General features: G+C 45.7%; 8 protein-coding genes and 1 tRNA gene. 2 read left to right on the top strand and 7 right to left on the bottom strand.

Annotated features, from left to right (window positions below; genetic code table 11):
* Positions 1-6: 6 nt before the first annotated feature.
* From rsxD to OCU36_RS08920, 6 genes are all read right to left on the bottom strand, one after another.
* Positions 7-1,053, bottom strand: coding sequence for an electron transport complex subunit RsxD (rsxD, locus tag OCU36_RS08945; RefSeq protein WP_261837689.1), 1,047 nt, complete (start codon positions 1,051-1,053; stop codon positions 7-9).
* Positions 1,053-3,449 (bottom strand): electron transport complex subunit RsxC, encoded by a 2,397-nt coding sequence (gene rsxC, locus OCU36_RS08940; protein WP_261837688.1) that lies wholly within the window; start codon positions 3,447-3,449, stop codon positions 1,053-1,055. The genes rsxD and rsxC overlap by 1 nt, the downstream gene beginning before the upstream one ends.
* 7 nt (positions 3,450-3,456) lie before the next feature.
* Positions 3,457-4,050 carry an electron transport complex subunit RsxB gene (rsxB, locus tag OCU36_RS08935; protein WP_261837687.1) on the bottom strand — a complete coding sequence of 198 codons (594 nt, stop codon included), beginning with the start codon at positions 4,048-4,050 and terminating at the stop codon, positions 3,457-3,459.
* Between the two features lie 2 nt (positions 4,051-4,052).
* Positions 4,053-4,631: an electron transport complex subunit RsxA gene (gene rsxA, locus OCU36_RS08930; protein ID WP_261837686.1), complete on the bottom strand. Its 579-nt coding sequence runs from the start codon at positions 4,629-4,631 to the stop codon at positions 4,053-4,055.
* Positions 4,632-4,900: 269 nt separating this feature from the next.
* On the bottom strand, positions 4,901-5,905 hold the full coding sequence (locus OCU36_RS08925; RefSeq protein WP_261837685.1) for a substrate-binding domain-containing protein: 1,005 nt from the start codon (positions 5,903-5,905) through the stop codon (positions 4,901-4,903).
* A gap of 273 nt (positions 5,906-6,178) precedes the next feature.
* Positions 6,179-9,280, bottom strand: coding sequence for a beta-galactosidase (locus OCU36_RS08920; RefSeq protein ID WP_261837684.1), 3,102 nt, complete (start codon positions 9,278-9,280; stop codon positions 6,179-6,181).
* Between the two features lie 934 nt (positions 9,281-10,214).
* Between OCU36_RS08920 and OCU36_RS08915 the strand changes: the two genes are divergently transcribed.
* On the top strand, positions 10,215-12,332 hold the full coding sequence (locus OCU36_RS08915; RefSeq protein ID WP_261837683.1) for an alpha-galactosidase: 2,118 nt from the start codon (positions 10,215-10,217) through the stop codon (positions 12,330-12,332).
* A gap of 474 nt (positions 12,333-12,806) precedes the next feature.
* A complete protein-coding gene (gene melB / locus OCU36_RS08910; protein ID WP_261837682.1) occupies positions 12,807-14,180 on the top strand; it encodes a melibiose:sodium transporter MelB in 1,374 nt (457 codons plus the stop codon).
* Positions 14,181-14,349: 169 nt separating this feature from the next.
* On the opposite strand, the gene OCU36_RS08905 is transcribed toward melB, so the two are convergent.
* A tRNA-Asn gene (locus tag OCU36_RS08905) sits at positions 14,350-14,425 on the bottom strand.
* Positions 14,426-14,535 lie beyond the last annotated feature (110 nt).

The following is a 14,535-nucleotide window of genomic DNA, read 5'->3' as shown; positions in this document are numbered from 1 at the left end:
CGCTCCTTAATGGCCGTATGTACGAGGTTTGGTGTAGTAGTCAATCAGTGGAACACACATGTTGGCTAACAATACAGCAAACGCGACGCCATCAGGGAAGCCACCCCAACTGCGGATGATAAATACAAGCCCACCGATCAGAGCACCAAATACTAAACGACCTTTGACTGTGGTTGAGGCGGAAACTGGGTCGGTCGCAATAAAAAATGCGCCGAGCATAGTCGCACCAGACAAGAGATGAATGGTTGGCGACGCGGTTTCACCGGGAGTGAGCATCAAGAATACTAGGCTAAATAGGGTCAAGCTGCTCAGAAACGCCACCGGGATATGCCATTGAATCACACGCTGTTTGATCAGTACTAGGCCACCAACAAGGTAAGCAAGGTTTACCCATTCCCAACCCACGCCAGCTAACCAGCTAAATTGAGGTTGGGATAGAGCTTCTGACGTTGTATTGCCTGCCGTTAATGCAGTTTTAAATGCATCGAGTGGTGTTGCCATTGTGGTGCCATCAATACCTAAACGGACTTGTTGTAGAGACAGCCCTTCATTATTGAAGCCAGTAAAGATCATCAAGAATGAGTCAACAAAGCTCGTTGCGTTAGCCGCTAAGCTGGTCGGTGGATTCCAACTGGTCATTTGAACTGGGAATGAGATCAGCAAAACAACGTAAGCCACCATCGCTGGGTTAAATGGGTTTTGCCCCAGCCCGCCGTATAGATGTTTGGCGATAATAATTGCGAAGAACATACCTATCACTAATATCCACCACGGAGAGTGTGGAGGAATTGCGACACTCAGCAGCCATGCAGTCACAACAGCACTGTAATCACGCAGCGCCATCATGGGTGGGCGTTTTCTGAGCAGCATGACAGCGGCTTCAAAGGCAATAGCAAGTACAATAGCAAAGACTAATTGAATGAGTGTACCCCATCCAAAGAAGTAGGTTTGAGCTAACAGACCTGGCAAGGCACAAATAGCGACCCACTTCATTATATCTGGGGTGCTTCTACGACTGTGCGCGTGCGGTGAGCTGGCGATAAAGAAGGCCACTACTCTTTCTCCTCATTATTCTTTTTGTCTTGCTCTTGCTGCGCTTTCTTCGCTTTAGCGCGAGCAATAGCGGCAGCAACGGCTGCTTTTTTAGGATCGACGGGCTCTTGTTGAGCCTCAGCCTTGATTTTGTCTACAGGCGCGACATCAGATGCTTCGGTCGACTTTGCTTGCTGCGCTTTCTTGGCTTTCGCGCGAGCAATAGCCGCGGCAACGGCGTCTTTCTTAGCATCACCACTACTTTCAGCTGGAGCCTCAGAAGCTGACTCTGCTTGCTGCGCTTTCTTGGCTTTCGCACGAGCAATAGCCGCGGCAACGGCGTCTTTCTTAGCATCACCACTACTTTCAGCTGGAGCCTCAGAAGCTGACTCTGCTTGCTGCGCTTTCTTGGCTTTCGCACGAGCAATAGCCGCGGCAACGGCATCTTTCTTAGCATCACCACGACTTTCAGATGGAGCCTCAGAAGCGGATTCTGCTTGCTGCGCTTTCTTGGCTTTCGCGCGAGCAATAGCCGCGGCAACAGCGTCTTTCTTAGCATCACCACGACTTTCAGCTGGAGCTTCAGAAGCGGGTTCAGCTTGCTGCGCTTTCTTGGCTTTCGCGCGAGCAATAGCCGCGGCAACAGCGTCTTTCTTAGCATCGCCGGAACTTTCAACCGGAGCCTCAGAAGCGGGTTCTGCTTGCTGGGCCTTACGCTCTCGAGCTAGCTTCTTACGCTCTTCACGCAGTTTAGACATTTCAGAGTTGTCTGGCTCTGCGTCATTTGCTTTCAGAGCCGCAGCTTGTTTGGCTTTCGCTCGAGCAATGGCAGCGGCGACTGCGGGTTTTACGTTGGGTTCTGCTGACGTATCTTGGTCAGCCGCGGCTTTTTGCGCTTTAACGCGAGCAATCGCAGCGGCTATCGCATCATCACCGTTCGCTGACTTCATGTCCTTACGACGGTTATCAGCAGCTTTTTTGAAACGATTTTCACGTTCAGCTTTATCACGCTCCATACGAGCGTTCTTCTCTTCAAAACGAATCTTGGCGCGCTCAGCCGCCATTGCTTCGTCTTTTCTTGTTTTGATTTCGGCTTTCGCTTGGCGATAGTACTGAACAAGCGGGATTTCGCTTGGGCAGACAAATGCACATGCACCACATTCAATACAGTCTTTGATATTGAGCTCTTCACACTTGTCTAGCTCATTGGCTTTTGCATGCCATTGCAATTGTTGAGGTAACAGTGACGCTGGACAAGCTTCGGCACATGCACTGCATCGAATGCACTCCATTTCGTAAGTGCTTGGTGCAATTTCACGACGTGTTGGCGCTAAAATACAGTTCGACGTTTTGGTAATGGGCACATTGGTATGTGGCAAGGTGAAGCCCATCATTGGGCCGCCCATAATCAAACGCGGCAGTTTTTTATCGGCTTTGTAATCAAACTCTTCAAGTAACTCATGTACTGGTGTGCCAAGTAGCGCCCACACGTTACGAGGTTGCTTGAAAGTGTTGCCAGTTAATGTCACAACGCGGTTAATCACAGGTTCGCCGTCGATTATCGCTCGCTTAATCGAGTAGAGAGAGCCGACGTTCTGAACCAACACGCCAATATCCGCAGGAATGCCGCCAGCAGGCACCTCTTTATTGGTGAGGATCTTGATCAGTTGTTTTTCACCACCAGAAGGGTATTTGGTAGGGATAACACGAATGACGATATCTTTGTCTTTTGCTGCTATCTCAAGTGCTTTAATGGCCGTTGGTTTGTTGTCTTCAATGCCGATAACCGTCAACTTAGGTTGAAGGATGTGTTCAACCACTTCGATGCCTTTTAATATTTCGTCGGCATGTTCTTGAAGTAACTTGTCATCAGAGGTGATGTAAGGTTCACATTCCGCTGCATTGACGATCAAAATGTCAGTACGACCTAAGCCGGATTGAAGCTTCTTAGCCGTAGGGAAGCCTGCGCCGCCCATGCCTGAAATACCAGCTTGGCGAATCACATCAAGCAATTCGTCAGAAGTCTTTGTCGAAAAATCGTCAACTGGTTTTTTTTCAATCCAAGTGTCAAAGCCATCTGGTTTAATCACGACACTCAATTCACTCAAGCCTGAAGGGTGAGCGGTGGTTCGCGGTTCGATCGCGGTAATCACACCCGATGTTGGTGCGTGTACTGGTAAAGTAAAACCCGTGTCTAAGGCGGTCAGTTGTTGGCCTTTTAGTACAGTATCGCCCACAGTAACCAACAGGTTACCCGATTTACCGATGTGCTGTTTCACCGGAAGAATGATTTGTTGTGGGAGCCTTGCATGAATGATATCAGTCGTGTTGGACTGTGTTTTGTTTTCAGCTGGGTGCACACCGCCTGGAAAGTTCCAAATAGAGCCCGTGCGAATTTGTTCAATTAAAGAGATCATACTAACCCTATGCTTTAGGCTCTGACGCGGTCGCATCAGTTGCTTGGTTAGTGATATCAGTAACAGGGATGATGTTCATTTGCCATTTCCAATTGTCCGTTGTTGTTGCCACTGGAATCATTTCGATGCAGTCGGTTGGGCATGGTGCAACACAGAGGTCACAACCTGTACATTCATCTTTAATGACGGTGTGCAGTGCCTTGGTACCACCAACAATGGCGTCAACAGGGCAGGCTTGAATACACTTGGTACAGCCGATACACATATCTTCATGAATGAAGGCAACGGTTTTTACTTTGTTATCTAAGTCATGGGCGGAGTCTTCAACTTCTACACCCATTAAGTCGGCAAGCTTCTCAATGGTTGCTTGGCCGCCGGGCGGACATTTGTTGATTTTGTCTCCGTTAGCGATCGCTTCTGCGTATGGGCGACAACCAGGGTAACCACACTGACCACATTGAGTTTGCGGCAATATGCTGTCGATTTGATCGACGATCGGATCGGCTTCTACTTTAAAGCGGATGGATGCAAAGCCCAAAATGGCACCAAAAACGGCGGCTAATACGGCGAGTGCCATGATTGCAATTAAGATGGTACTCATGCTTACTTCACCAATCCGGTAAAGCCCATAAATGCCAGAGACATTAGGCCTGCTGTAATCATCGCAATCGATGCGCCTTTGAATGGCATTGGAACATCGGCTACCGCAATACGTTCACGCATCGCTGCAAATAGGATCAAAACGAGCGAGAATCCAACCGCAGCGCCGAAACCATAGATGATCGATTGAATGAAGTTGTGATTTTCATTGATGTTCAAAAGTGCCACACCTAACACTGCGCAATTGGTGGTGATAAGGGGTAAGAAGATGCCCAATAGGCGATATAGGGTTGGACTGGTTTTGTGTACGACCATTTCGGTAAATTGAACCACCACCGCGATAACCAAGATGAAGCTCATGGTGCGCAGGTATTCAATACCCAGAGGGGTAAGGACGTAGGTTTCCACTAGGTATGCAGAGACCGACGCTAACGTCAGAACGAAAGTCGTCGCGAGTCCCATGCCAATCGCAGTCTCCAGTTTCTTGGAGACTCCCATAAATGGACATAGTCCTAAAAATTTCACTAGCACAAAGTTATTGACCAGTACTGTGCCAACCAACAACAAAAGGTATTCGGTCATAATGGATTAATTCTTGAGATTCCGATCCCGATATTATCCTGCTTTGCTCACCTAATAACAACCAAGGATCACTAGGGATTTAGACGCTTGGTGAAAAAATCAACGAGTAACCGTTTGATTAAGATGCCTCCGATTAAGTATAGGTGGGTATTTGATGGGAATGAAAAATAAGATTAACCGAATGACAACACATCAAATCAATCCTATTTCCTTTTCTGTAAAAAGTATCGAGGAACGAAATTACTCAGCCTTTATGAACCAGAACGTTGCTAATTAATATTTCGAACAGAGGCTCTGCGCACCAAAATAGGCATAAATAGCTTATGTTCCGCGTGCTCTTTTGGTTCGTCACTTGCAAGTTGCAGAGAGAGTTTCACCGCTTGGTTTGCCATGACTTGGATCGGGTAACGAATGGTGGTTAACCTTGGGTAAATGAAGCGAGCAATGTGGCCGTCATCAAAACCAATAACGGATATATCTTCTGGAATACGAACGCCATTTTCTTGTAATAACGCCAAACAGCCTGCTGCCATGTAGTCGTTATACGTTGCAATGGCCGTGATATCTGTGTTTTTTGCCATTAAGTTAACCATGGCTTGTTCACCGCCTAACTCGTCAGGTTCACCATATTCGATGTACTCATCGTTCGATTCAATACCATTATCTTTTAATGCATCCAAATAGCCGGCTAAGCGGTCGTGAGCATCTTCAATATCGTGACTTGAACAGATGTAGCCAATGTGTTGGTGACCATTTTTAATTAAGTACTCGGTGGCAATGTAAGAGCCGCGGCGGTTGTCGAGAGCAATACAGCGGTTTTCGATATCGGGAACAATACGATTGATCAGTACCATTCCGGGCACTTCATTGGCCAGTTTGACTAACTCTTCATCGCTAATGCCTTTGCTATGAACGACGAGTGATTCGCAGCGGCTGTTGATCAGTAGATTAATGGCATTGCGCTCTTTGGTGGCGTCATGGTAACCGCTGCCAATCAGTAACTGCTTTTCTTGCTCACTTGCAACGGTATCGATGGCTTTAATCATCGAGCCAAAGAACGGGGCGGAGACATCATTAACCAGTACTCCAATCGCGTTTGAAGACTTGCTGACCAATGCTCGTGCGTTGGCATTTGGGCGATAGCCGAGTTTTTCCATGGCGGATTTTACCGCCGCAATTGCGGTTTCACTGGTGTGAGGTGCGTTGTTGATGACTCGAGATGTGGTTGCGATTGATACGCCAGCTTCCTTCGCAACATCTTTAATGGTAGCCATTTCATTCTCTTATACTGAATATACGCTGTGTGTTGATTTAACAACGGATAGTTAGGCAATTCAAATACTAAACTTCAAATATGATGAGTTTTGATGGTTTATTTTTTGATTGGGTTATTGTTTGAAAATAAAAAGCCAAGCTCTAGGTTGAGCTTGGCTTTTGAGTCACATTGGCGTGTGCGCTGTTGTCGTGTGAAGTCAGGTCATCACAGGTAACCCAAAGTAATAGAGGAACCAAGTGGCTTCAAAATAAGCGGCTTGGCCCGAACTGACTTACGCTGCGCTTGTTAGCGTAACCTGATAACGATATTGATGGTCGGTGAGTTGAAACTCTTGGTGAACACTTGGGCTCCAAGAATCATCACCACCAACGCCCATATGTTGGTGATCAATGCGCACATAGATTTTCTCTTCATGAGTCAGGTCATTAGTATGTTTCGCCTCCGTTAATTGTTGTTGGCTGTACTGACTCACACTGAATGAAAAATCGCCTTCGATCCCGATATTTCCCACATTTAAGTTTTTGGTTCCGCAACGTAACCCGCTATCGGTTGGGAATATATACGGCGTGTGCATCTGATCCAGTGTTTGTTTGTGTAAACCGAATCGAGCCGCGGCCAAACGGTCTGGATAGTTTTCGAATGGCCCTAATCCCTGCCACGAAATCGGAGTTTCATTGGCTGTTTCGAGTGGTAAAGGCAGCTCCATTTCAAGGCCAATGCGCGGCATCGGTGGTAAGTGATTGGCTAAGGTGACATCAACCGCGATCTTCATTTCACCTAGGTTATTTAAGGTGTATTGCCATTTTGTAATCGCTTGGATTTGGCCATTAAATTGGTAGGCGAATACTGACGTCACTTGTACTGAGTCTGCGAGTGCTTGCACGACACAGCTTGTACACTGACGTTCCCATTGACCAATGCCTGCAAGTTCCCAGCGACAAGCCCATGCATTTGGGTCGATGTTGTCTATCTCACTGATACCAATATCGTTATCAAGTGGTGCGCGATAGAAATTATCGATGGGTGCTTTAATGACTTGTGGTTGCCGATCCACGGTCCAGTGGGTCAACAGGCCGCTCTGTGTATCCCATTGCCATTGATGAGTTTCATCTAGGCTAGACACGACGACTTTATTGTCTTGCTGATTTAACTGAGGAGCCAAAGCATGTGCAATGCTAGGGAGTTGCAAGCCTGCATGGTTACGTAAAGCAAACTGCTCCGTTGCACAAACATGGCCTTCTTTCGCCCACTTGGTTGAATGAGTCAGAGTAATATCGGTGTTGAGGTGATATTCGGCTTGTGCTTTTGGTGTGAAAGCGAGGTCAATGACCAGCTCTTGTTTACTCTCTTCAGCAACGGATAACACTTGTTGCCCCGATTGAATCACGATGCCGTTTTCCAGCAATTGCCAATTCAGTGTTTCATTGTCAGTTGCGCGGAATAGGTTTTCATTGGTGACAGTCAGGCGACATTGATTTTCAGTTTGCTCTGCTAACGTAACACTGATCATTCTTTGGCAGTATTTCGCCTCTTCTAAGGTCGGATGTATGCTGCGATCTGGGAAGATCAAACCGTTGATACAGAACTGACGGTCGTTGATTGTGTCGCCAAAGTCACCACCGTAGGCCCAGAAGTGTTCACCGTTTTCATCCCACTGGCTTATTCCTTGGTCAACCCAATCCCAGATGAAACCGCCTTGTAGGCGAGGGTATTCTCGGAATGCATCCCAGTAATCATTAAAGCTACCTAAACTGTTACCCATTGCGTGTGCGTATTCGCAAAGAATCAGCGGGCGTTGCTCGTTAGGCAGAGAAACCCATTTCTTGATAGACCATTTTGGAACAGCATCGTCTTCGATTGTACTGTTAACGCGTGCGTACATTGGCGCAATGATATCGGTAGCTGTGGTATTTGAACCTCCACCTTCATATTGTACCGGGCGAGAAGGGTCGTACTGTTTCGACCAAGCATACATCGCATTGTGGCTGCTGCCGTGTCCCGACTCGTTACCCAAAGACCAGATGATGATAGAAGGGTGGTTCTTATCACGCATGACCATTTGCGTGTAACGACTCATGTAAGCGTGTGCCCATTGTGGGTCGGCAGACAAGCGATTCATCGGCTGCATGCCATGGGTCTCGATGTTCGCTTCATCACACACGTATAAACCGTATTCGTCACACAGCTCGTACCATCGTGGATGGTTAGGGTAGTGAGCGGTGCGCACAGCATTGAAGTTGTACTGCTTCATTAGACAGATATCGCCGATCATGTCTTCTTCTGTCATCACATGCCCCAACTCTGGGTGATGCTCATGACGGTTGACGCCGCGAATCAATAGCGGTTTGCCGTTTAGCTTTAGCTGACCGTCTGTCATTTCGACTTTACGGAACCCAACTTGATAAGCTTCACTTTCTATGTGGTGACCTTGCTCATCAAGCAATGACACGACAATTCGGTAAAGGTTAGGAACTTCTGCGCTCCATTTCTTTGGCTCTCGAACATGAAGAGTTTGGAATACCACATCATCGTAGGTGCCACGCTCGTCAATGCGGCGATTATGAGGGCGATCGATAAGCGGTTCAGTCACCGCGTTTTCACCGTCAAACAGTTGAACCTGAACTTGGTAAGTGTCTGGTGCCGTAATTTTGGTGACAATAGACAGTGAACCATCGCGATAGCATGCGTCTAAATCAGGCGTAACGAACACATCTTCAATACACTGCTTTGGTTTGGCTAGTAAGGTCACATCACGGAAAATACCGCTTAGCCACCACATATCTTGGTCTTCTAAATAGCTACCATCACACCAACGTATCACCATAACAGACAGCGTATTATCGCCAACAGTTAGATACTGAGTTAAGTCGAACTCGGCAGGTAAGCGGCTATCTTGGCTGTATCCAACCCAATTGCCATTACACCAAAGATGAAAAGCGGAATTGACGCCATCAAAGATAATACGCTGGGTGTTCTTTAGGTCATTTTTAGTCAACGTAATTTGAGTGCGGTAACAACCGGTTGGGTTTTCTGCCGGTACAAACGGAGGGTTCACTTCAAATGGGTATTTTACGTTGGCGTAGATAGGTTTATCGTAGCCTTGCATTTGCCAGTTCGATGGTACGGTAATCTCGTCCCATTGTGAGTCATTGAAACTTGTTTCGATAAATTCACCGTCAACTTGTTCAGGTGCATCAAAGTATTTGAACTTCCATTGTCCATTAAGAGATTTACGTTGTGATTCACTGCCGTCGCGAGCGTGCTTGAGGTTGCGGTAGCTTGATAATGGGCTGTGCGCATTAAGGCAGTGGATATTCACAGACTGTGGGTTTTCCCAATCGCGTCTTTGGATGATGTTTGAAAATGCCTTCATGGTATTCCTACTCTTAAAGTGTTCAATATTGGTCATAATTCTAGTAAGTCATCGGTTTTTTAAGCTGTGACAGCGAATCTTGTTACTCGTGTCTTGCTTTATGAAGTGCCTCTATTTTTTACCGATGAGTTATTTCTATGCTTGAGTCCTAACTCGATCGAGAGTGTAAATAAATCATGGAAACGTTTCCATGATGGAGTTGGCATTTTTGTGTTTCTGGTGAGTGTACGGTTGTTTTGTGTGATTTTGATCTGATTATTGAAGGCGTTGTCGTGGTTTTAGGTGGGTTTTGAATGGAATCGTTTTCTATTTTGGGGATGTTGAAGAGGATGACTCGTTATTTACTATTGTTGGTATTATGTTAGCTTTTGGTGTTAGTGGTTGAATAGAGTTAATGGTGGCGCGAGGCTATGCCCTGACGGGATTTGAGGTGATTTCTGCAGGTAAAAATAGCCCAGTTAAAAGGATAACTGGGCATGTGAGACAAGGAAGTAAGTATTAACGTCAATGCGAAGCTAGGCTAAAAGCATTGCGTTCTATACCGTCAAGCTGGAGTGTAAAAGTTAGGACCCAGGAGACACTTCATAATTGTACTCTAAAGGCTAAGAATACGAGTGTGGTGTGGTGAGTTCAAGGGGAAATATGCTTGAACGCATTTCTAAAGTGCAGATTTTATGTAATTTATTGAATTTTATATTTTTATTATCTTTTTGTCTTCTGTTTTTATCACGTTATGGCGCTTCATTTTATGTACGATAGTTCGATTTTTTCGTTGTTGGATTCTATGGCTGTAGGTGTAAATCTTGGATTAGGGAGTCATCGTTGAATCTAAAAACATTTATTGGAAACGTTTTCATGGTTTGGGTTTGATCACAGAAACTCTCAGCTCAATAATTATGATAAGGGGTAATTAAAAGCGTTAAGGTTAAATAAAATGACGAATAAATCCCTAGTAGAAATTACGGGTACCGACTCGCAACTGATCGTTGAACTTGGTGATTTCGCCGAAATTTTGCATTGGGGAGTGCCCGTTCGTGGCGAACTAGCCAACTTTCGTGTATCTCTTCAAAGACCCGTTCCTTACGGGCGTCTTGATAATGATGTTGCTCTGTCGCTGAGCCCTGAACTCGGGCGGGGGCTTTTCAGCAGCCCAGCATTGGAAGGGCACCGAAATGGATTGGGCTGGGCGCCTGTTTTTTCGATAACGGATGTGCAACAAACCCCATCGAGTTTACTCATTGAGAGTGAAGATGTACGTGCAGGCTTACGTTTAACCACCGAGTTGTGCCTTGATAAACATGATGTTGTGAAATCTCGTCACACCTTAACCAATATTAAATCTGGTCTTTATCAGGTGAATCGTTTGGCGAATACCTTACCGTTACCCGCAAGAGCCAATGAGTTGATGACGTACTACGGTCGTTGGGTGCATGAGTTCCAAACCGTACGTCAATCTTTACTGCAAGGAGGCTATCAACAAGAAAACCGTCGTGGACGAACGTCTCATGAACACTATCCTGCGATGGTTGTCGGTACGGCTAACTTTAATGAAATGTCAGGTGATGTATGGGGTATTCACTTCGCTTGGAGTGGTAACCACAGACTGCGCGCGGATGTAAAAGCAGACGGTCGTCGCTACGTGCAAGCGGAAGTGATTTATCTACCGGGTGAGGTTGCGTTGGATGAAGGTGAAAGCATAACGACACCTTGGTTATATGCAAGCTTCAGTTCGCAAGGTCTAAATGGGATGAGTCACCAATTCCACTCTCATGTGCGCCATTGCATCTTGCCAGAGTCTTTCGTACAAAAGCCTCGACCTATTCATCTTAATACTTGGGAAGGCATCTATTTTGACCATGATCCTGATTATATTATATCGATGGCCAGTCAAGCCGCTGGCATGGGTGTAGAGCGCTTTATCATTGATGATGGTTGGTTTAAAGGACGTGGCGGAGATAAGGCGGCATTAGGCGATTGGTTCTTGGATGAAGAAAAATATCCCAATGGTTTAGAACCTATTGTTGAACACGTCAATCAGTTGGGCATGGAATTTGGGTTGTGGTTTGAGCCAGAGATGATCAATAAGGATTCCGACTTGTACCGAGCTCATCCTGACTGGTTGCTCGCGGTGGACGGTTATGACCAACCTACTGGCCGCAACCAATATGTTATCGATCTTCAGAATCAACAGGCATTCGATTTCTTATTTGAGCGTCTCGATCACTTTTTGACCCAATATAATATCGCGTACATCAAGTGGGACATGAACCGAGAAGTTGTACAACCCGCGCATTTAGGCAGGGCAGCGGCTTATCAACAAACTGTTCGCTATTATGAGTTAGTTGATAAAGTACGCGAGAAGCATCCAACCGTGGATATTGAATCTTGTGCGGCGGGTGGTGGACGTATTGACTTTGAAGTACTTAAGCGAACGCAGCGTTTTTGGGCTTCTGATAACAATGATGCTCTGGAAAGGCAAACTATCCAGCGTGGGATGAGTTACTTCTTCCCTCCTGAGGTCATGGGAAGCCATATTGGTGCGAGTCACTGCCACAGTACTCGTCGCCGTCATAGTATTGAGTTTCGAGGTTTAACCGCATTGTTTGGCCATATGGGGATTGAATTAGACCCAGTGAAAGAAGTTCAAGAAGAGAAACTGGGCTTTGAACGCTATATACGTCTGCATAAGACGTTACGTCCATTGTTGCACTCAGGACGAACATGGCGAATTCCGACAGAGGACAACGCTCATCAAATACATGCAGTGGTGTCAGAAGATAAATCCGAGGCTGTTGTTATCGTGGCACAACTGAAGATGCCAACAAATTCGTTGAGTGGTCATTTACGTATACCTGGACTCGATCCACAAAGCCTATACAAGGTCTCTGTGATCGATAAGCCGGCCAATTACGATGATATTGTGAACTATCAACCACCTTGGACGGAATCGGGTTGCGATCTTTCGGGTTCTTGGTGCGCGGAGGTGGGTTTAACAATGCCGATACTCGATGCTGAAACTGCGATGTTGATTAAGTTTGAGCGCCTTGGTTAAGCTTTTGTATTGATATTGGAATTGAGTGAACCGCGTAAGGAGACTGACGCGGTTTTTTTTATGGTCTTTAGCCCGGTCATTGTGTTTATAAACGGCAATACGTTTTTTGGATTGATGACGAACGCTAATAATGGTGTTGAATACGGAGTCTCTGTAATCGTTACCAACTAAATAGTGATGGGGCATAGGCTTTTAATCCGTTAAATCGAGGTTTTCCCCCGAATGTAGCTGATTTTTATTGTTCAAGTTCTCACTTTTAAAGTTGAAGTGAAAACGTTTCCATAAAGTGATCGGTGATCACAGCATCCGTTAACATGAATGGTTACATTAGCGTCGGACTTGATACTTGAGCGTTTTAAGAAATGACCACAGAGTCACTCCCAAATAGAGCTTAAGTGGATGAATTATTATAAATAAAAGGTGAGCGTTTCAACGTCTGTTAGGAGATGAAGTTATGCGCCTTAAGGAAATATTATGTCTGATAAAATTACGCTACAAACCAAATTATCCTATGGGCTCGGCGCTCTTGGAAAAGATTTTGCCTGTGCTCCAATCTACATCTTCTTGATGTTTTACTTTACTGATGTCGCTGGGCTTTCTGCCGCGTTCGTGGGGACTATTTTTTTAGCTGCGCGTATTATCGATGCGGTTACCGATCCAATGATGGGGGTCATCGTAGATAACACCCGCTCTAAGTTTGGTAAGTTCCGACCTTGGATTGTGATTGGTACCCTGTTAAATGCGGTGGTGTTAGTTGGTCTTTTCAGTACACACATGTTTGAAGGCACGACGTTATACATTTATGCCGCAGCAGCTTATATTTTATGGGGCCTTACTTACACCATTATGGATATTCCATACTGGTCTATGATTCCTGCGCTATCTAGTTCTCGTCAAGAACGTGAAAAGCTGGTTGTTTGGCCTCGATTGTTTGCTAGTTTAGCTTGGTTTGTTACTGGTACTTATGGCTTACACATTGTGGGTAAATTGGGTGACGGTGACCAAGGACAAGGCTTCTTCAACGTCGCTATGTTGATTGCAGTACTGTTCGTGATGAGCGCGTTTTTGATTGCTCGTAATGTAAAAGAAAAAGCTGCACCCGCGAATGCTAAACCAGCGGAACGTTTCAGCTTTAAAGATGTGTTGGTTATCATTGGTAAAAATGACCAACTAAAAGCATTGATTGGTACGGTATTGTCGTTCCAAATTGCTAACTTGCTGGTGGGTGGTTTTGCGATTTACTACTTCTCTTACGCATTAGGCAATGCTGACTTGTTCCCAGTATATATGATGGTGGCAGGTGTTGCTGAAGTTGCTGGTGTATTCTTATTCCCTCGTATCGCTTCAGCGTTGCCACGTAAGCATCTATGGGTTATCGCTTGTGGTTTCCCTGTGCTGTCTTGTATCACGCTACTTATCATGGGCTTTATCGCCCCAGGTGACGCGATTCTAATCGGTATCGCAGGTGCAGCAATCAAGTTTGGTGTCGGTATCGCAAACGCACTACAAACCGTTATGTTGGCTGATGTCGTGGATTACGGTGAGCATAAAACAGGTCGTCGCAGTGAGAGTGTGATCTTCTCTGTTCAGACTATGCTTGTTAAGTTTGCAGGTGCGGCAGGTGGTTTCATTGTCGGTATTGGCTTAACGGTTGTGGGCTACGTGCCAAACGTGGCACAGTCTGACAGCACTATCATGGGACTGCAGTTTATGATGGTTGGAGTTCCCGCAATTTTAATGACGGTAAGTGCTCTTGTTTATAAGCGTTACTACCACTTGCATGAAGGGTTTGATAAAGATCAAGCGGGTAAAGGGACTCAAACAAATGTCGTTACAGCAGAAGCATAACCGCTAAAGCGACGTTTAACCTAGAGTAAAGCTCAGTTTAGTCACTCAGCCTAAACGCCTCCTTGTGAGGCGTTTTTTATGGGTCTTGGTCGATGAACAACGAGCTTATTGATTTCTGTTGTAGCCAAAACGCAAAAAGCCGCATCGAGTGATGCGGCTTTTTTAAATTTGGCTCCCCTTGCAAGACTTGAACTTGCGACATACGGATTAACAGTCCGCCGTTCTACCAACTGAACTAAAGGGGAATTGCTTGTTAGCGACGCAGATTTTAATAATAGTCCGATTTTCTGTCAATAAAAAATAGTAGAAAAAAGTAAGATAAAAAACTTTACTTTCTCGAACACCTTATCCGATT

It is taken from the genome of Vibrio artabrorum (genome assembly GCF_024347295.1).
GTDB lineage: Bacteria > Pseudomonadota > Gammaproteobacteria > Enterobacterales > Vibrionaceae > Vibrio > Vibrio artabrorum.
This window is presented reverse-complemented; position numbering and strand designations above follow the sequence as displayed.